The sequence below is a fragment of the Halobaculum saliterrae genome (genome assembly GCF_009831625.1).
GTDB classification, from domain to species: domain Archaea; phylum Halobacteriota; class Halobacteria; order Halobacteriales; family Haloferacaceae; genus Halobaculum; species Halobaculum saliterrae.
In genome coordinates this window covers 59,822-78,297 of sequence record NZ_WUUS01000008.1, presented here as the reverse complement: position 1 = coordinate 78,297, position 18,476 = coordinate 59,822, and the positions used below count along the sequence as shown (strand labels likewise).

The window sequence follows — 18,476 nt, the reverse complement described above, 5'->3', positions numbered from 1 at the left end:
GACGCAGACGGCGGCGACGGAGGAGGGGACACAGAGGGCGGGGGGCGGAGGACGTGGAACGGAAGACGGTGAGCGGGGGACGCGCGTCGCGGCGACGACGATTACCGGGAGATCAACCGCTCGGCCTCCTCGATCGACGAGGCACGGCGGTCCGCGCCGCCGACGGCCTGCTCGTGGCCGACGCGGACCACCGCGGTCGCGCCGGCCATCCGGAGGAACGTCTCCCACTCGCCGAGCGCGGCGAGGGCGTTTCCGCGCGGAGTGAACTCCCGAACGTCGACGAGGACGGCGAACTCGGCGTCACACTCCTCGGCGACGTGGCGTGCACGCGCCATTGCCGTGACGACGTCCGCCGTCTCGAACTCACCCGAGAGTTCGACCCGCAAGCGCGTGCCGTCCCGACTTCGATCGACGTTCGGGGCGGCGTTCGGCGTCGTCGAACTCATGGTAACGGGTCGCACATCGACCGACATAATTCCACCGACCGAGTTATCAAACAAGATAATTCGGGAGTGACGGCGGCGACACGCCGTGAGACGCGACTCCGAGCGCCGAAATCACACCGCGGAGCCGACCCGACCGGTGACCGGTCGCGACAGCGTGCGTCCCTCTTTCCCCGGGTCGCCGATCCGCGGCGTCGAGCGTGGTGCCGTCGCCCCCGCGGTAGTGCGGTGGCCATACACCACAGCCCGACACGGGAGAGCCCTTCACATAATGGTATCGCAGCACGTATCGAAGCCGAGACCGAGGCTCGGCTCGCGGAGTCGAAACGGCTGTTAGGCGGGGGGTGTTGGTCGCGGGTATGACCACCTGCAGCGCGCCGGGGAAGGTGTACCTCTTCGGCGAGCACGCGGTCGTGTACGGCGAGCCGGCGGTTCCCTGCGCGGTCGAGCGCCGCGCGCGGGTGACCGTCGACCCCCGCGACGACGGTCGGATCCGCGTCGACGCGGCGGACCTCTCGTTGGACGGCTTCACCGTCACCTGGGGCGACAGCATCGACGACCGTCCGGACGTCGACGTGCCCGCGTCGCTGGTCGAGGCGGCGATGGAGTACATCGAGGCGGCGGTCCAACAGGCCCGCGACGCGGCCGACGCGCCAGGCGCCGGTTTCGACATCGCCGTCGAGTCCGCGATCCCCCTGGGCGCGGGGCTGGGGTCGTCGGCGGCCGTCGTCGTCGCCGGGATCGACGCGGCGACGCGCGCGCTCGGGACGGAACTGGAGCCCGAGGAGGTCGCCCGACGCGCCTACGAGGCCGAGTACGAGGTGCAGGAGGGGCAGGCGTCGCGGGCGGACACGTTCTGCTCGGCGATGGGTGGGGCCGTGCGCGTCGAGGGCGACGACACCCGGACGATCGACGCGCCCCCGCTGCCGTTCGTCGTCGGCTACGACGGCGGCGCCGGCGACACCGGCGAACTCGTCGCGGGGGTGCGCGCGCTCCGCGAGGAGCACGCGTTCGCCGCCGACACCGTCGAGACGGTCGGCGACCTCACCCGGGAGGGGGAGCGGCTCCTCGCGGACGCCGATCCCGGGAGCGAACCGAGCGACGAGCTCCTCGCTGAGCTGGGTGGACTGATGGACTTCAATCACGGGCTGCTGGAGGCGCTTGGCGTGTCCGCGCGGTCGCTGGACGCGATGGTGTGGGCCGCCCGCGAGGCGGGTGCCCACGGCGCGAAGCTCACGGGCGCGGGCGGCGGGGGCTGCGTCGTCGCGCTCGACCCGAGTCCGGAGACCGAACACGCGCTCGGCTACACCGCCGAGTGCGAGCAGTCGTTCCGGGCCGAGTTGGCGACCGAGGGCGTCCGCGTGGAGGTCGCGTAGATGGTCACCGTGTTGAAGCTCGGCGGCTCCGTCGTCACCGAGAAGGACCGCCCCGAGACCCTCGACGACGACACGCTGGCGTCGCTTTCGGCCGCGATCGCCGCCGCCGACGTGGAGGATCTGGTGGTCGTTCACGGCGGCGGCTCGTTCGGTCACCACCACGCCGCCGAACGCGGCGTGAGCTCGACCGAGGGTATCCGCGACGTCGACGGGGTCATGGCGGTCCACGGCGCGATGACGACGCTGAACCGGTTCGTTCTCTCCCGGCTGCACGCCGAGGACGTTCCTGCCCTGCCGGTTCATCCGTTCTCGGCGGCCGCCCGCGACGCCGAGGGCGAGCTCTCGCTGATGACCGATCAGGTCGCGACGATGCTCGACGAGGGGTTCGTCCCCGTCCTTCACGGCGACGGGGTCGTCCACGCCGGGGAGGGCGTCACCGTCCTCTCTGGCGACGAGATCGTGGCCGCGCTCGGGGACGCCCTCGACGCCGACCGGGTCGGCCTCTGTTCGACGGTCCCGGGCGTGCTCGACGGCGACGACGAGGTGATCCCCCGGATCGACGCGTTCGACGAGGTAGCCGACGTGCTCGGCGTCAGCGACGCGACGGACGTGACCGGGGGGATGGCCGCGAAGGTCCGCGAACTCCTCGCGCTCGGATCGCCGGCGTACGTGTTCGGGCCGGACGACGTGGACGCGTTCCTCGCGGGCGAGGAGCCCGGAACGCGGATCGGGTGAGGGACCGGGTGCGAGGAACGGGGCGGGAGGCCGCCGGGTGGAACGGTGGCCGACCGAACGGGACGAGAGACTCGGCCCCACGGCGACGGCGAGGTGTCCGAGTTAGCTGTCGGCCGGCCCTCGAACGTCATCACGCTCGGCGGGGTCCGCGACCTGGTCGAGGTCCACCTCCTCGTCCGGACGCGGGAACCGCAGGGTGACCGCGTTGCCGCCGTCGTCGGTGCGGTCGAACGAGACCTCGCCCCCGGCGTGTTTCATCGCCCACTGAACGATCCACAGCCCGAGCCCCGTCGTGTGGTTGAGGTGGTCGATCGACCGGCGGCCGGTCAGCACCTCGACCTCGAACGGCGGGATCCCCGGGGGACCGTCGCGGACGCACAGCCGCACCTCGTCGTCCGCCCGTTCGAGGGTGACCGTCAGCCGAGGGGTTCCGTCGGCGTGTTCGAGCGCGTTGCGGAGCAACTGGTCGACGGCCCGGCCGGCGCTGTCGGTGGCGAGCCCGACGACGTCGTTCTCGAGGACGGCGTCGATGGCGGCGTCGGGTCGGCGTGCCTCGGCGGCCTCGATCCGATGACGAACGAGATCGGTGAGGTTCGTCGGGGCCTGCTCCGGTTCCCCGAGCATCATCTCGAGGATCGTCTGCTGGTTATCGACGGTGTCGGTCAGCGACCTCGCGGCGTCCGCGATCCGCTCGAGGTTGCCCGCGACGCGCCCCCCCTGGCGGATGCGGTCGCATCGGCCGATGATGACGTTCAGCTTGTTGCGGAGCGTGTGACGGACGACGTGGTGGGTGATCTCCAGTTGGCGCTCTCGGTCCTTCCGGGCGGTGATCTCCTGAGCGACGCCGATCAGGCCCGCGACCTCGCCGTCGCCGTCCGTCCACGGCACCTTCGAGGTCCGGAACCACCGGTCCGCCGACGAGTAGTACTCCTCCTTGTCCACGATCGCCTCTCCGGTCTCGATCACCCGTCGGTCGTCCTCGTAGGACTTGCGCGCCTCCGCTTCCGGAAGGAGGCCGTCGATGTCTCGTCGGCCGAGGAAGTCCCCGCCGAGCCGGTCGATCCGTTCGTCGACGGCGGCCTCGCTCACCATCACGTGTCGCGCGTCACGGTCCTTGACGAACGCGTGCATCGGGATGTCGGTCAGGAGCCGGTCGAACAGCGTCGACTTCCAGGCGTCGAGCGACCGTCTGTCCCGCGGACACCCGTCCGCGACCGTCGGCCCCTCGTCGTCGGGAACGACGGTCGCGATCGCCGTCGCGACTCGTGCCGGCAGGGGCTCGTCCCGGTCGTCGCAGCCGGCGGCGACGACCTCGTCGAACGGGGTCGAGACGGCCGCGGCGGGCACCGATCCGCCGCTCGCGTCGACGACGAGCACGACCGGCGGCGGAGCCTCCAGTTCCGACAGTCGTCGCTGGAGATCCGCCGCCGTGCCGTCCGGCAGCCGGAACGCCGCGACGACGCAGTCCAGCGCGTCGAGATCGCGCTCGAGGGCCGCGGCGATCGATCCGACCGCGGTGACCGACGACGACTCGGGGAGCGCACGTTCGAGCCCCCCCGGCGAACACGGTCGGGCGTCGTCGAAGCCGACCGCGAGGATCGCGAGCGCCCGATCGGTGGGCGTCACGTACATACCGATTAGCTGGTCGCTCAGACCCATTAACCCACCGAGTTGGCACGAGCGCCCGCTGAACGGACGATTCGAGGGACGGCGTGGCCACGCGGTCCGATCCGTCGCGGTCACCCGATCCGTCGCCGGAGCGCCGCCCGTATCGGCGCTCGCTGAACCAGGAGGAACGCGCCGAGGATGCACGCGAACCCCCAGGCGGTGTTCGTCCCGAGCGTCTCGCCCAACACGAGGAACCCGAACAGCGCGGCGAACGGCGGGATGGCGTACTCCAGCAGGCCCGCGCGGATCGGGCCGAGCCGGTCGAGCAGCCGGAAGTACAGGAGGAAGCCACCGGCGCCGGGAACGACCGCGAGGTACACGAGCCACGCCACCCCGTCCATCGTCGGGTCGACCGCGGCGGGCGACTGTCCGAGGACCGCGGCGGCGACGTGGAGCAGAAGCGCCCCGACCGCGGCCATCCACGCCTGGAGCGCCAGCGGCCCGAGCGTCGTGTCGTCCTCCCGCGTCGTCACCGCGCCGGCGACCCACGCGACCGCGGAGCCGAACACGAAGACGGCTCCGAGGTTCGCGGAGAGGTTCCCCAGGTCCGGATCCACGATCAGGACGAGCCCCCCGAACCCAACGAGGACGCCCGCGGCGCCGACGGCGTCGAGGCGCTCCTCGGGTCGGACCACCCGCGCCGCGACGGGCGTGAGCACCGGAATGAGCCCGAGCAGCGTGGCGGCGACCGCGCTGGGGACGTACTGCTGGCCGGTGAACAGCAGGGCGTGGTGGAGCCCGATGCTGAACGTGCCGCCCGCGAGGATCGGCGCGAGGTCGCCCCGACCGCCGGGCCGGAGGTGCCCGTCGCCGGCGACGGCCGCGACGGCGAACAGCGCCACGGCGGCGATGTCGAAGCGGAGCGCCGCCAACAACACCGGCGGGAACGTCGCCAGCGCCGCCTTCGTCGCGACGAAGGCGGTTCCCCACACGGCCGCGAGCGTGAGGAAGCCGAGGGCGTCGCGGTTCACGGAGGGAACTCGGCGGGCTCCGGTGCTCGTATCGGCCGCGACACCGGCCGGCCGTTGCTCCCGCTCACGGGTCGTTCCTCCCCGTTCGTGACGGGACCTCCCCCCGGTCGCCCCCGCTCACGGCTCGAACCGGAGCCCGTCGCGGGCGACCCGCACGTCGCCGTCGAAGCGACGGCCGACGGCCTCGATCATCTCGTCGTGGCGCCCCTCGGTGTGCGGGTACAGGTGCGTGAGGTACACCCGGTCGATGTCGCGGCCGGCCAACGCCTCGCCCAGTTGCGACGGCGTCGGGTGGTTGTCCACGTCGACCTCGTCGGGGAACGAGCAGTCGTGGGCGAGCACGCGCGCCCCCTCGGCGAAGTTCGCGAGCCCCGCGAACGCCTCGGAGTCGCCCGAGAAGACGAAGTCGCCGCCGGCCGTGCCGTCGGCGTCCCCGCCATCGTTGCCGTCGGCCTCGGTGCCGCCGCCGTCTTCGGCTTTCACGTCGGCCACACCGCCGCCTTCGTCGCCCCGATCGGCGAACCGGTAGGCGAGACACTGCTTCGAGTGGCGCGTCTCGAACGCCTCGATATCCAGGCCGGCGAGCGAGAACTCGGCGCCGGGGTGGACCTCGCGGACGCTCAGGTCCGCGCGGCCGTCGAGGTACTCGAACTCCCCGACCGACAGCAGGTCGTCGAGCAGCGCCTTCGTCCCGGGCGGGCCGACGACGTGGAGGCGCTCCTCGCCCGCGAGCCAGCGGGCCTTGAGCAGCGCGAGCAGGTCGGAGACGTGATCGAGGTGGTGATGCGTCAGGAGGACCGTCGAGACGGCCTCGTAGCCGGGGTCGGTCTGGGAGAGCCGGTGGAGGACCCCGGCGCCGCAGTCGACCAGCAGCGGGGCCCGGTCGCCCGGGGCGGCCTCGACGAGCAGCCCGGTCTGGACGCGGTCGGCGACGGGCATCGCCGACCCCGTCCCGAGAAACGTGACGCGCATGGTGGTGCGTCCGCGTCGGGCGGGGAAGTGGTTGCGGTTCGAGCGTCGTCCCGAGACCGGAAGTCGGCACCCGCGTGCGACCCCCACAACCGACTTACCGTCGCGACCCCTTGCGATCGCAATGACCGACGGTCGGGACCTCCTCGCCGCGACCGACGCCGACCACGACTTCGACCCCGCGACCGTCGACATCGCCGACGGCGACGTGCTCGACCGACTGGAACCCTCCGTCCGCGAGTGGTGGGTCGAGCAGTTCGGCGAGTACGTCGGGGACAACGGCGGCTTCTTCACGCCGCCCCAGCGCGAGGCGATCCCGCTCATCGACGAGGGGGAGAACTGCCTCGTCGCCTCGCCGACCGGATCGGGCAAGACCCTGTCGGCGTTCACCGCGATCCTCAACGACCTCTTTCGACGCGAGCGCGAGCGGGCGGCGGACGGCGGGCTCGACGACGGCGTCCGCTGCCTGTACGTCTCGCCGCTCAAGTCGCTCGCGAACGACATCACGCGCAACCTCGCGGAGCCGATCGACGGGATCACCGAGAAGCTGGCCGACCGCGGCCACGACACCGAGATCCGACAGGCGATCCGCCACGGCGACACCCCCGACAGCGAGCGCCGGGCGATGCTCGAATCGCCGCCGCACGTCCTGAACACGACGCCGGAGACGCTCGCCATCCTGCTCAACTCGCCGAAGTTCAAGGAGACGCTTCGGAGCGTCGAGTACGTCGTCGTCGACGAGATCCACTCGCTCGCGGACAACAAGCGGGGGACCCACCTCTCGGTCTCGCTGGAGCGGCTCGAACGCCTCTGTGACGGGTCGCCGACGCGGATCGGCTGTTCGGCGACGGTCGAGCCGCTGTCGACGATGGCGAAGTTCCTGGTGGGAGGGGAGGCCGGAGACGGCGAGGTCAGCACGGGCGCCGGCGGCGACGACACGATCGACGCGGAGGACGGAGCCGAAAACGACGGGGCGTGGACGCCCCGAGACTGCGAGATCGTCGACACCCGGTTCGTCCGCGACTTCGACCTCCGGCTGGAGTGCCCGACCGACGACCTGATCGACACGCCCCGCGACGTGGTGAACGAGCGCTTCCACGACCGCCTCCACGAACTGATCGACGACCACGAGAACACGCTCGTGTTCACGAACACCCGCTCGGGCGCCGAGCGCGTCCTGACGACGCTGCGCGAGCGCTACGGCTACGACGAGACCGACTCGGGCTGTCACCACGGCTCGATGTCGAGGGAGCACCGCGAGGCGATCGAGGAGAAGCTGAAGTCGGGGGACGTGGACGTGGTCACGACCTCGACCTCGCTGGAGCTGGGGATCGACATGCCCCACGTCGACCTCGTCGTGCAGGTCGGCTCGCCGAAGTCCGTCGCCTCGCTGCTCCAGCGCGTCGGCCGCGCGGGCCACCGCCTCGGGCGGACGGTCGAGGGCCGGGTGATCGCGCTCGACCGCGACGAGCTGGTCGAGTGTGCGGTGATGCTCCAGCGCGCGGAGGAGGGGTTCGTCGACCGCGTGTTCGTCCCCGAGAACGCACAGGACGTGGCCGCACAGCAGGTGTACGGGATGGCGATCAACAGCGTGAAGCGGGAGGCCGACGTTCGCGACACGCTCGCCTCGGCGTACCCGTACCGGAACTACTCCGGGGCCGAGTGGGAGCAGCTCATGCGGTATCTGACGGCCGACCACGAGGGCATGGAGGAGAAGAACGCGTACGCGAAGGTGTGGCGCGACACCAACGACGCGCCCGACGGGGAGCACCACTACGAGGAGTTCGACGTGGGCGAGCCGCTGATCGGCAAGCGGGGCCGGCTGGCGCGGGTCATCTACATGACGAACATCGGCACGATCCCCGACTCGTTCACGATCGACGTGTACGTCCGCGGCGGCGACGAGTGGGTCGGCCAGCTCGACGAGGAGTACCTCGACACGCTGGAGTCCGGCGACGTGTTCCAGCTCGGCGGCTCGACGTACCAGTACAGCTACCGCCGCGGCTCGAAGGTGTACGTCGACCCGTCGAGCCAGCGTCCGACGGTGCCCTCGTGGTTCTCCGAACGGCTCCCGCTCAGCTACGACCTCGGGCGGGAGATCCTCGCGTTCCAGGGCGAACTGATGGACCGGCTCGCGGCCGGCGGCCCCGCGAACGCCCGACGCTGGCTCAGGCGACTCCCGCTCGGCGAGAACGCCGTGCGCGCGATCACCCGGATGTTCGACGAGCAGCGTCGGTACCTCGGGCCCGACGGCGTCTCCACGCCCGACCGGCTCGTCGTCGAGCAGGTGCTCGACCGCGCGGAGTACCGCCGTCACTACCACGTCCACAGCGCCTACGGCCGCGAGTTCAACGACGGCCTCTCGCGGCTGGTGGCGTATCGCTGTACCCAACGGGCGAACGCGAACGTGCAGGTCGCCGTCGCCGACAACGGCTTCACGGTCACGATGCCGCTGAACCGGAAGGTCGACGTCGCCGACGTGATCGCCTCGATCGACCCCGAGTCCGTGTACTCGGAGTTCCGGGCGGCGCTGGAGGGGACGGACCTGTTGCAGCGCTACTTCCGGATCAACGCCACGCGGTCGCTGATGATCCTGAAGCGGTACAAGGGGTACGAGAAGTCGGCCGCCCAACAGCAGGTGTCCGCCGAGATGCTCGTCTCCTTCGCCGCGGACCTCGACTCCTTCGCGGTGCTGGAGGAGACGTACCGCGAGATAGTCGAGGACAAACTCAACCTCTCGGGGATCCGCGAGGTACTCGAATCTGTCCGCGCTGGTGACGTCGAGGTGGTCCGTCACGAGGTCGACGCGCCGTCGCCGCGGGCGTTCGGACTGGCGACGCTGTCGGCCAGCGACACGGTGATCGCCGAGGACGAGGACGCCGCACTCGAGGAGTTTCACGCACGCGTGCTGGAGGAGTTGGACGACGGGTCCGGAACCGGCGACGGGCGCGACGGGACCGAGACGGTCGGTGGCGTGCTCGCCGACTCGGGGACTCCGGTCGACTCGGATCCGGACTGACCGGCGTCTCGCCGACGGACCGCTCCACCGGCCCCCGGTCGACCGCCTCGCGACCCCACATCGTTTACCGGAGGCGTCCGAACGCCGGGTATGGAATCACTCAACTCGCGGGTCCGCCTCGCGTGGGTCGTCGGGGCGCTCGTCCCCGGCGCCGTGATCCTCGCGATCGGCGTCGTCGCCGGTCGGATCGGCGCCCCGATACCGCCCACGGCGGCCGCGGGCGTCGCGGTGGTCGTCGTCGCGCTGGGCGTCGCCGCCGCGTTCGTGCGCTATCGGGTGTGGCGCTTCGAGGTTCGCGACGACTCGCTGTATCTGGTTCGCGGGGTCCTCACCCGGGTCGACACCTCGGTACCGTACGTGCGCGTCCAACACGTCGACACCCGGCGCGGGCCGATCGAACGCACGCTGGGGCTGGCCTCGGTCGTCGTCTACACGGCCGGCTCCCGCGGCGCCGACATCACGATCCCCGGGCTGACGCCGGCGCGGGCGAGCGACCTCCGCGAGCGCCTGCGCGAGCTCGCGACCGAATCGGAGTTCGACGCCGTCTGATGCCCAGACTCCATCCCGCCTCGGCCGCCGTGAGCGCGCTCCGCTCCGGCGGCCAACTGGCGCTGTTCGCGGTGTTCGCGAGCACCGCGTTTCTGGGGATGAGCGGCGACGGCGCCGCCCCGATCGCGCCGCTGGCGATCCCCGCGGCGTTCGTCCTCGGGGGCGGTATCGCGCTGGCGCGGTGGTACCGCTTCGAGTACGAGACGCTCCCGGACCGGCTGGTCGTCCGCTCCGGCGTCGTCTCCCGTCAGGACCGGGAGATCCCGCTCCACCGCGTCCAGAACGTGGACGTGCGCCGGAGCCTCCTCCAGCGCGCGCTCGGGCTCTCGACCGTCACCGTCGAGACGGCCGGTGGGGGGTCGACGGAGGCGACCCTCGACGCCGTCGGACGCGAGGAAGCCGACCGGCTCCGCGAGGAACTGGGTCGCCACGGTCGCCGGAGCGACCACCGGGACGAACGCGATCCGGGAGACGAAGCTGAGGGTACCACGGACACCACCGGTGCCAGTGCAACCGGTACCGGTACGGCGGGTGCTGATGATGCCGGCGTCGCCGCCGACCGCGACGCGGAGGCGACGACGGAGCCGCGTCGCTCCGAACCGGCGTCGGAGACGCTGTACGAACTCACTGGCCGACGGTTCGCAACGCTGTGTGCGGTGTCCTTTCGGCCGGGCGCGGTGATCGCGCCGTTCGTCGGCGCCAGCCTCTTCGACGACCTGCTGTTCGACGGCGGGCGGCTCCTCGTGCGCTACGGGATCATCGACGTCGAGGTGGGGCCCGGGGACGTCCCCTCGCTGGGGCCGGGCGACTTGGTGTCGCTGGGGCTGCTCGGCGTCCTCGGGTTCCTGCTGGTCGTCTGGGTCGTCAGCGCCGCGCTGACGTTCGTCCGCTACTACGGCTTCCGGCTGGAGCGCGTCGGCGACGAACTCAGATACGAGCGCGGCCTGCTCGGTCGCTACAGCGGAACGGTCCCGCTCTCGAAGGTGCAGACGCTCACCGTCTCGGAGAACGCCGCCATGCGTCGCCTCGGCTACGCCAGCCTGGCGGTCGACACCGCCGGCTACGCGCCCGGCTCGAGCGGCGGAGGCGGCGGCGGCGTCGAGACGGCGGTCCCGCTCGACACCCGCGAGCGGGTCGTCGCGCTCGCCGACGACGTCCGAGCGGAGTTGGGCGCGGACGCCGGGACGGACACGGCTCCCACCGACGACGCGTTCGGGGTCGACACCGTCGAACGGCCGCCGACCCGCGCCCGTCGACGCTACGTCGCGCGCTACGCGATCGCGGCGCTCGCGCTGACCGCCGTCGCGGTCGGCGTCGACAGGCTCGCGTTCGACCTGCCGCGGCTCCTCCCGTTCGCGCCGCTTGTCGGCGTCGCGCTGGCGCCGCTCGCGGGACACCTGACGTGGACACACCGCGGGCACGCGACCGCCTCCGACGGGTTCGTCACCCGGACGGGCGTGCTCCGTCGCCACACCCGACTGGTGCCGTACTTCCGGCTACAGACGGTGTTCGTCTCGCGGACGGTCTTCCAGCGGCGGCGGCGCCTGGCGTCCGTCGTCGGCGACTCCGCGTCCTCCTCGGGACTGCTCGGCGGCGACGCGGTGGCCCACGACCTGGACGCCGACGCCGCCGACGGGGTTCGCGAGCAACTGCTCGACGCTCTGCGCGGGGATCTCGTGGCCCGGCGACGCGCGCGGCGCGAACGTCGCCACCGAAGGTCGGAGGGGCCGTCGAGCGCCGCCGAGGACGCCTCCGCGACCGACAGCGGGACCGATGAGTCGACTGGCGGGGTCGACCCCGTCGCGACGAACGGAGCTGGTTCCGACGGCGATCGGGACGGCGACACCGGGGACGGATCGGACCGTCGCGGCGAGAGCGCCGACCGGGACGAACGCACGACCGACACCGGCGAACGCGACGACAGCACCGACGCCGACACCGGCGACGGCGACGACGCCCGCTGAAGCGGCGTGCGTCCGGGACACGACCGGCGGACGACAGCCCACGCGGACGAACGCCCTCCCGGGACGCTACCGCCGAGCCCACTCGAGCATCCGCTCGTAGAAGGGCTCGGTGGCGAGCGCCTCCGCGTCGCCGACGAGACACAGCGCCTTCTTCGCCCGGGTCAACGCGACGTTGACGCGGCGAGTGTCCTCGAAGATGGGCGAGGAGAGGTCGCCCGTCGCGACGAACGAGACGACGATCACCTCCTCGCTCGACCCTTGGAACCGGTCGACGGTGTCGACGGTCACGTCGGTCCGACGACCGATCTCGGCGACCTGCGCGCGGAACGGCGCGATCACGCCGATGTCGTCGGGGTCGACGCCGGCGGCGACGTAGGCGTCGACGACCTCGGCGACGCGGTCGGCCTCCACCGGGTTCGCGTTGCCCTCGCGGGTCCCGTTGGGATCGACGAACGACACGGAATCGCGCAGTTCCGGCGGGAGGTCTGCGGTGTCGACGCCCAGATCCGCGAGCGTCTGGCCGGCGACTTCCGGCGTCGCCGGACGGAGTTTTCCGTCGTAGAACTCCCGCGAGGAGAACGCCTGGATGCGCTGGCTCATGCGGTACTGGCGGTCGAGCATCACGCCCGCGTCGGGGTGGTCCTCGATGAGCCGCTGGAACAGGGACTCTCGGAGGTGGTTCTCGGCGCGCACGACCGGCGGGAGCTGCTCGTGGTCGCCCACGAGGACGAACCGGTCGGCGCGGTTCACCGCCGCGAGCGTACCCGGCTCGGTGAGCTGGGAGGCCTCGTCGACGATCGCCACGTCGAACTCCTGTTCGCGCATCGTCCGCGAGCCACAGGAGGAGGTGGTCGCGGCGACGACCGGCGCCGAGTTCAGTTTCGCCGCGCGGTCGTTCGGCTCGCCCCGGGTGACGAGGCGGAGGTCCTGCATGTCGCCGCGGACGCCCGTCTCGGTGCCGACGCGCAGGACGTCCTCGAACCCCTGCTCCCGCAGCGCCTCGACGGCGTTGTCGACCGCGCGGTTCGTGAACGCCGAGAGGAGCACCCGGTCGCCCCGCTCCACCAGCGCGCGGACGATGCGGGCGATGGTGTACGTCTTGCCCGTCCCCGGCGGCCCGTGGACGAGCGCGAAGTCCTCCGCGTCGACCGCGCGCTCGACGGCGGCGTTCTGCGCGTCGTTGTTGTCGATGTACGGCCCCCCGGCGGAACTGCGGTCGGCGAACGCCGGATCGCGCCGCCCGAACAGCACGTCCTTCCGGTCGGGGTCGCCCTTGAGCACGAAGTCGTGGACCGCCGTGTGCATGCGTGAGACGGAGAGTTCGGAGGGGTACACGTCGAGGCGGTGCAGCTCCACGGGTTCGTCCGTCTCGACGACGACCTCGTCACCCAGTTTCCGGATTCGCCCCAACTCGGCGTGTCCCGACGCCGGGTCGCCGTCGGACGCCAGCGCCACGTCGCCCTCGCGGAGCTTCGAGACGGCGTCGGTCTCCTTGCGGGCGGTGAGTCGCCAGCGGCCGTCGCCGATCGGCTCCTCGGAGACGGGCACCAGATCGATCAGCGCCCGGTCGTCGGCCGCGCGCTCCTCGGCGGTTTGTTCCCACAGCTTTCGGTACTCGGCGTGAGTCTCGCGGCGCTCCTCCTCCAAGGCGCGGTAGGTCCGATCGAAGTACTCGCGCTCCTCCTCGGGAAGCGCCGTGCCGATCTGCCCGGCCTTCGACTCCTGATCGAGGCGGCCCGAAACGACCATGCACGTGTCCTGCTCGAAGCAGTACTCGCAGGTCGCGTCGGCCTCGTACCCCGTCGGGACGGACACGTCGAACTCCGCGGCGGCGATCTCGTTGCGCTGGCGGACGACGAACTCCAGCAGGCCCTTCCCGACCGAGAACTCCTTGGCCGGCGAGAGGTCGCCGGACTCCTCTCCGCGGTCGAGTGCGGTGTTCTTCGTGTACAGCAGCGTTCCCGTGTCCACGTCGACGCCGCGCTCGCGAAGGAGGAGGGCGTAGCAGGCGGCCTGGATCTTGTCCTGAAAGCGCGGGTCGCGCTTCGTGTTCTTGCCCGTCTTCAGTTCGACGGGCTGTCCGCGGCGCAGCGCGTCGGCGCGACCCTTGATGCCGAAGGTCGGCGAGATGAGGGTGTACTCCGAGCGCCACTCCGACTCGTCGGGACCGCCGTCCCACTCCGAGAGCGAGGCGTTCGCGCCGTCGCCGGCGTCCGCAGACCCGCTCTCGTCCCTCTCCGCCGCGTTCTCGCCCCCCGCCGATGTGTCGTCGTCCGTGGCGAGCGTCCCCTGATTGAGCCATCCCTGGATCGCGGCGGCGTTTCGCCGCACCTCGTCGGCGACCTCCTCGCGCTCCATCCCGAGCAGCCCGAGTTCGAGGCCGGCCTCCGCGACGCGGTCGTCGATCGATTCCTCGAGATTCACCCCCCTGAGGAGGTCGCCGAACACCTCGTGGACGACCGTCCCCTTCACGACGGGGTAGTTCAGCGGGATCCCAGAGAGCTTGTTCAGGTAGTACATCCGCGGGCACTGCACCCACGACCGGACGTCGGTCACGTCGACGAGGAAGTCCGGTTCGAGCACGACGTACGACTCCGAGGAGGTGGTGTACCCCTCGCGGTCGCCGTAGTCGTCGCGCTCGGCGTCGGTGACGAGCAGTTCCATGCCCTCCTCGGCGTGCTCCGCGGTGTGGGTCCACTTCCCCCAGAGGGTGACGGTGACGGGGTCGGCGTGCTCACGGGTCGCTCCGCTCCCCGTCCGCGTCGAGGGCTCGCTCCTCTCGCCCTCGCGGGCCCCGCCGTCGGGCCGGACCGTCAACTCCACGAGGTCGCGCTCGCCGTAGCGCGTGCTCACCTCTCTGACCTCGCCGACCTCCAGGAGCGGACCGCGAACGTTCACTACCGGAGGGGACGGGCGCTCGGGAAAAACGGTGTCGGTGCGATCCGCCCCGGCGCGGCACGGTCGCCGGGTTGTGCTCGCGTGCGCCCGGTCAGTTCGTTTCGAGCGGCGGCAGTATCTCCTCGATCCGCTCGACGTCCACGTCCAGCCAGTCCGGAACCCGCATCTCCTCGCCGAAGGCGTCGGGGTCCTGGTCGTAGTCGAACCCGCGGTCCATCGTCGCGTACTCGAAGACGGCTCCGCCGGGCTCGGTGATGTACCGCGACTGGAAGTAGTCGCGGTCCTTCCGGGAGGTGGTCCAGTAGCCGTTCTCGCGCAGGGCGTCGCTGACCTCGTCCTGCTCCCAGTTGTTCTTCACCCGGAAGGCGACGTGGAGGAACGTCCCGACGCCCATCACCCCGTCCGGCGCGTTCGGCCGGATCAACACGTCCACGAGGTCGCCGCAGGGTGCCCCCTCCGGCGCCTTGTACCGAACGCGGTCCCCGGCCTGTGGGTGGGTCGCCTCGCCGATGCGGTCCCAGCCCATCACCTCGAGGACGTCCATCGTCCCCGCCGGGTCCGACGAGTGGATCGTCACGTCGTGCATCCCGCGGATCGCGTGCTCGGCGGGCACGTCGCTGCCCTCGGTCCACGGCTCGATGTCGGACTCGCCGGTGACGAGTTCGTAGGGGAGGCCGTCGGGGTCCTCGAACTGGATCGCCGTCTCCGCGAATCGCTCGTCCATCGTGTACTCGACGCCGTGGTCGTCGAACCGGTCCTGCCAGTACCCGATCGACCCCTCGGGGATCGTCAGCCCGACCGAGCGCATCATCCCCTTCCCGACCATTCCGTCCTCCATCGGCATGTTCGTCATCGGGAAGTAGGTGATGATGGTCCCGGGGGTTCCCATCTCGTCGCCGTAGTACAGGTGATAGATCTTCTCGGGAACGTCGAATCGGACGGTCCGCTTGACGAACCGTAGCCCGAGGACGTTCGTGAAGAAGTCGTAGTTCACCTGCGGTTCGTCACAGAACGCCGTCACGTGGTGGATCCCGTCTACTTTCGGCATGGTGTGGTCTACCATCACAGGGCCCCGGACAGACATAGTTCTGCTGACAGCAGAAGCTCGATCCGACATCACAAGGGACGCCCGGCCGGTCGACGCGGCGGTCGTCGATCCGGGGGAACACTCACGGCACGGGACGGAGACGGATCCACGATGCGCTCACAGACGGTCGCGCGATCGGGCGAACCGGACATCCACGTCGCCGAGGCGGGACCGCGGGACGGGCCGCCGGTCCTGTTCCTCCACGGCTACCTGCAGTGTCACCGCTCGTGGCGCGAGCAGTTCCGGTCCGGACTTGCCGACGACCACCGCCTCGTCGCGATGGACCTGCGCGGCCACGGCGACTCGGGGAAGCCGCGCGACGGGTACGACGACCCGGAGGCGTGGGCCGACGACGTTGACGCCGTCGCCGACGCGCTCGGCCTCGACTCGTTCGTCCTCGTCGGGTGGTCCTACGGGTCGCTCGTGGCGCTCGACTACCTCGCCGTCCGCGGGACCGACCGCGTCGCCGGGGTGAACCTCGTGGGGGTCGTCGCCGGGATCGGCACCGAGACCACGAACGGCTGGCTCGGACACGAGTACGTCGACCTGTTCCCGGAGATCACGTCGACGGACGCCGAGACGAGCGCCCGGGCGCTCGACCGGTTCGTCGAGCTGTGCGTCCGCGGCCGGCTCGATCCCGAGGACCGCTACCGGATGCTCGGCTACGGCGCGGTGGTTCCGCCCCGCGTCCGCGACGCGATGCGCGACCGCACGATCTCGCACCTCGACTTCCTGGACGACCTCGACGTGCCGGTCATGCTCACCCACGGCACACACGACGCCGTCGTCGACGTCGAGGCCGCCCGTGCGGTCGACCGGCGGCTCCCCGACGCCGACCTGTCGGTGTATCCCGACTCCGGTCACTCGCCCTTCCTCGAGGAGCCCGAGCGGTACGGACGGGAGCTCCGCGAGTTCGTCGGGGGACTCACGCGCGACGACTGAGCCCGGGCCGTGCCGGCCGACGTTGCGACGCTCCCATCGGTGTTTATCGGCCCCGGACACACACGTGGACGTATGGACTACCTCGCCGCCGCGGTGCGCTGGCGCGACCTCGCGGCCGACTCCGACGGTTCGCTGGCCGGCAAGCACCGCGTGCTCACGAGGACCGTCGCCCCCGCGATGCGGGAGGCGACGGCGGACGGGGAGGTGGCGCTGTGGTTCCACTCCTTCTGGGACGCCGCCGGCCGTTACGAGGTGCCGACCCTCCGCGTCGTCTGCGGCGTCGACGACGGCGTCGACCCCGCGAGCGCCGGCGCGGCCGTCGCGGACGCGCTCGCCGCCCGCGGCGTCGCGGCGGAGCGGTTCGACGTGGACCTCGCGTACGACGCCGAGCGCCTCCGGGGGTACTGGGGCGAGCAGTTGGACCTGTGGGTCGAGGCGAAGTCACGGCTGTCGACGCTCGCGGTCGACGCGATCGAGGGGTCGCTCGGGGAGTCGTACGTGTTCCACCGGACCGTGAACCGGCCGGGCCACGTCTGGGCGAACATGCTCGGCTGCTCGTATCTCGCGGAGGCCGGCGTGTACGTCGCGCTCGCACGGGGGTACCTCCGCCAACTCAACCTCGGCGACGGACCGCAGTCCGCTGCGGTTCGCGAGGCCATGGCCGACCTCGACGCCGCGGCCGAACACCTCCCCGACCCGATGCAGGAGCTCGACAGCGAGGAGCTGGCGGCGGTCAACGCCAGCGGAACGCGAACGCCCGAGGGAGAGGAGTAGTCGGTTCTCCGAGCGGTCCGTCCGCAGTCGCGCGGTCCTACTCGTTCTCCGGCGCCTCGAACGTCACCGTCGTCAGATCCCGGTCGAGATGGCACACCTCGTGGGGCGGATCGCCGTCGACCTCCGCGATGCGGTACTCCTCGTCGAAGTCGGCGCCCAGCGGTTCGCACAGTCCGTGGCTCGGACACTCGACGTGCGGACAGGGCCCCTCCAGCGACGACTTCGAGCCCGCGTACGCGCCGCGGGAGGGGACGTTCGCGGTGACGGTCGCGGGCTCGACCTCGACGGCGCGCACGCTCGCGTCGGCGTGGACCGCACAGTCGAGCGCCTGCGTCCCGTCGCGGACGCCGGTCACCCGGTATCGGCGTCCCTCGACGAGGTTGAGACACTGCCCGCGATACGGACAGCCCTCGCAGGCGCCGGACTCCCCCCGGTAGACGAACTCGGTTCCCTCGGCGGCGAGCCGTGTTCCGATGAGCGTGACGGTGGACACGATCGGAGTATCCCGCGCGCCGCTGATAACGGCGTCGCCGCCCGACTCCCCGGCGACCGGGCGGGTCGACTGATCCCCAGCGACTCCGCAGCCACCGGGCTGCTCGACGACCGCCGCCGGCGCCCCCTCACTCGCCGCCGATCAGGTCGTCGAGTTCGTCGAGGTACGCCTCCCGCGGGACCTGATAGGCCCCGCGGTAGTCGATCGCGCCGGCGACGAACCGCTCGGTCACGTCGCGGACGCCCTCCAACGCGGCCGCGCGGTCGTCGAACGTCGTCGACTCGGCCTCCACCTCGGGTTCGAGGAACAGCGTCACGTGCCACTCGTCGGTTCGCCGCTGTCCGGCGCCCGGCCGAGCGTTCCGCGAGCCGTTCGTGAGGTACACCGTCGGGAGACACGGCGCGGGGAAGCGGTCGGCGTCGAACACGTCCGGTCGGAAGACGACGATCGCGCGACCGCTCGGCTCCTCGTTCCACAGCCGCCAGCCGTCGGCGAGCACGTCGGCGTCGATCCCCGAATCGACCGCCGCCTCCCCGGCCTTCTCGGAGCCGGTCCCGCCCACTCCCCCGGCGGCCCCGTCCGTCCCCT

At 71.4% G+C, this 18,476-nt stretch carries 15 protein-coding genes; 7 read left to right on the top strand and 8 right to left on the bottom strand.

Annotation, left to right across the window (positions count from 1 at the left end):
• Positions 1-101: 101 nt before the first annotated feature.
• Positions 102-446, bottom strand: a complete 345-nt coding sequence (locus tag GRX01_RS13120; RefSeq protein WP_159668237.1) for a hypothetical protein — start codon at positions 444-446, stop codon at positions 102-104.
• Positions 447-802: 356 nt separating this feature from the next.
• Between GRX01_RS13120 and mvk the strand changes: the two genes are divergently transcribed.
• Positions 803-1,819, top strand: a complete 1,017-nt coding sequence (gene mvk, locus GRX01_RS13115) for a mevalonate kinase (RefSeq protein WP_159668235.1) — start codon at positions 803-805, stop codon at positions 1,817-1,819.
• Positions 1,820-2,554, top strand: a complete 735-nt coding sequence (locus GRX01_RS13110; protein ID WP_159668232.1) for an isopentenyl phosphate kinase — start codon at positions 1,820-1,822, stop codon at positions 2,552-2,554.
• A 102-nt stretch (positions 2,555-2,656) separates the two neighbouring features.
• Here the strand turns inward: GRX01_RS13110 and GRX01_RS13105 are convergent, their stop codons facing one another.
• The 3 genes from GRX01_RS13105 to GRX01_RS13095 all read right to left on the bottom strand — a co-directional run bounded on the left by GRX01_RS13105 (position 2,657) and on the right by GRX01_RS13095 (position 6,165).
• Entirely contained in the window at positions 2,657-4,186 is a 1,530-nt protein-coding gene (locus GRX01_RS13105) for a receiver/sensor box histidine kinase (RefSeq protein ID WP_159668229.1), read from the bottom strand.
• A gap of 107 nt (positions 4,187-4,293) precedes the next feature.
• Positions 4,294-5,193 (bottom strand): DMT family transporter, encoded by a 900-nt coding sequence (locus tag GRX01_RS13100; protein WP_321168099.1) that lies wholly within the window; start codon positions 5,191-5,193, stop codon positions 4,294-4,296.
• Positions 5,194-5,310: 117 nt separating this feature from the next.
• Complete coding sequence (locus GRX01_RS13095) at positions 5,311-6,165, bottom strand: MBL fold metallo-hydrolase (protein ID WP_159668226.1); 855 nt, start codon at positions 6,163-6,165, stop codon at positions 5,311-5,313.
• 121 nt (positions 6,166-6,286) lie between these two features.
• Here GRX01_RS13095 and GRX01_RS13090 point away from each other — a divergent pair, with 121 nt between their 5' ends.
• The 3 genes from GRX01_RS13090 to GRX01_RS13080 all read left to right on the top strand — a co-directional run bounded on the left by GRX01_RS13090 (position 6,287) and on the right by GRX01_RS13080 (position 11,694).
• Positions 6,287-9,181, top strand: a complete 2,895-nt coding sequence (locus GRX01_RS13090; RefSeq protein ID WP_159668223.1) for an ATP-dependent helicase — start codon at positions 6,287-6,289, stop codon at positions 9,179-9,181.
• Between the two features lie 90 nt (positions 9,182-9,271).
• Entirely contained in the window at positions 9,272-9,730 is a 459-nt protein-coding gene (locus tag GRX01_RS13085) for a PH domain-containing protein (RefSeq protein WP_159668220.1), read from the top strand.
• Positions 9,730-11,694, top strand: a complete 1,965-nt coding sequence (locus tag GRX01_RS13080; protein WP_159668216.1) for a PH domain-containing protein — start codon at positions 9,730-9,732, stop codon at positions 11,692-11,694. Before GRX01_RS13085 ends, GRX01_RS13080 begins: the two co-directional genes overlap by 1 nt.
• Positions 11,695-11,760: 66 nt before the next feature.
• On the opposite strand, the gene GRX01_RS13075 is transcribed toward GRX01_RS13080, so the two are convergent.
• Positions 11,761-14,592, bottom strand: a complete 2,832-nt coding sequence (locus GRX01_RS13075; protein WP_321168098.1) for an AAA domain-containing protein — start codon at positions 14,590-14,592, stop codon at positions 11,761-11,763.
• A gap of 91 nt (positions 14,593-14,683) precedes the next feature.
• Positions 14,684-15,640, bottom strand: coding sequence for a VOC family protein (locus GRX01_RS13070; RefSeq protein ID WP_201289600.1), 957 nt, complete (start codon positions 15,638-15,640; stop codon positions 14,684-14,686).
• A 150-nt stretch (positions 15,641-15,790) separates the two neighbouring features.
• Between GRX01_RS13070 and GRX01_RS13065 the strand changes: the two genes are divergently transcribed.
• Entirely contained in the window at positions 15,791-16,621 is an 831-nt protein-coding gene (locus tag GRX01_RS13065) for an alpha/beta fold hydrolase (protein ID WP_159668209.1), read from the top strand.
• Positions 16,622-16,693: 72 nt separating this feature from the next.
• Entirely contained in the window at positions 16,694-17,395 is a 702-nt protein-coding gene (locus tag GRX01_RS13060; protein WP_159668205.1) for a hypothetical protein, read from the top strand.
• Between the two features lie 37 nt (positions 17,396-17,432).
• Here GRX01_RS13060 and GRX01_RS13055 read toward each other — a convergent pair whose 3' ends face one another.
• Together GRX01_RS13055 and GRX01_RS13050 are read right to left on the bottom strand one after the other, a co-directional pair.
• On the bottom strand, positions 17,433-17,888 hold the full coding sequence (locus GRX01_RS13055; protein WP_321168097.1) for a UPF0179 family protein: 456 nt from the start codon (positions 17,886-17,888) through the stop codon (positions 17,433-17,435).
• Positions 17,889-18,015: 127 nt separating this feature from the next.
• Entirely contained in the window at positions 18,016-18,399 is a 384-nt protein-coding gene (locus tag GRX01_RS13050; protein WP_321168115.1) for a DUF5820 family protein, read from the bottom strand.
• Positions 18,400-18,476 lie beyond the last annotated feature (77 nt).

What these genes read in the sequence shown, in the direction of transcription:
- GRX01_RS13120 (WP_159668237.1), bottom strand. Translation starts at nt 446, where the DNA reads ATGAGTTCGACGACGCCGAACGCCGCCCCGAACGTCGATCGAAGTCGG.
- mvk (WP_159668235.1), top strand. Translation starts at nt 803, where the DNA reads ATGACCACCTGCAGCGCGCCGGGGAAGGTGTACCTCTTCGGCGAGCAC.
- GRX01_RS13110 (WP_159668232.1), top strand. Translation starts at nt 1,820, where the DNA reads ATGGTCACCGTGTTGAAGCTCGGCGGCTCCGTCGTCACCGAGAAGGAC.
- GRX01_RS13105 (WP_159668229.1), bottom strand. Translation starts at nt 4,186, where the DNA reads ATGTACGTGACGCCCACCGATCGGGCGCTCGCGATCCTCGCGGTCGGC.
- GRX01_RS13095 (WP_159668226.1), bottom strand. Translation starts at nt 6,165, where the DNA reads ATGCGCGTCACGTTTCTCGGGACGGGGTCGGCGATGCCCGTCGCCGAC.
- GRX01_RS13090 (WP_159668223.1), top strand. Translation starts at nt 6,287, where the DNA reads ATGACCGACGGTCGGGACCTCCTCGCCGCGACCGACGCCGACCACGAC.
- GRX01_RS13085 (WP_159668220.1), top strand. Translation starts at nt 9,272, where the DNA reads ATGGAATCACTCAACTCGCGGGTCCGCCTCGCGTGGGTCGTCGGGGCG.
- GRX01_RS13080 (WP_159668216.1), top strand. Translation starts at nt 9,730, where the DNA reads ATGCCCAGACTCCATCCCGCCTCGGCCGCCGTGAGCGCGCTCCGCTCC.
- GRX01_RS13070 (WP_201289600.1), bottom strand. Translation starts at nt 15,640, where the DNA reads ATGCCGAAAGTAGACGGGATCCACCACGTGACGGCGTTCTGTGACGAA.
- GRX01_RS13065 (WP_159668209.1), top strand. Translation starts at nt 15,791, where the DNA reads ATGCGCTCACAGACGGTCGCGCGATCGGGCGAACCGGACATCCACGTC.
- GRX01_RS13060 (WP_159668205.1), top strand. Translation starts at nt 16,694, where the DNA reads ATGGACTACCTCGCCGCCGCGGTGCGCTGGCGCGACCTCGCGGCCGAC.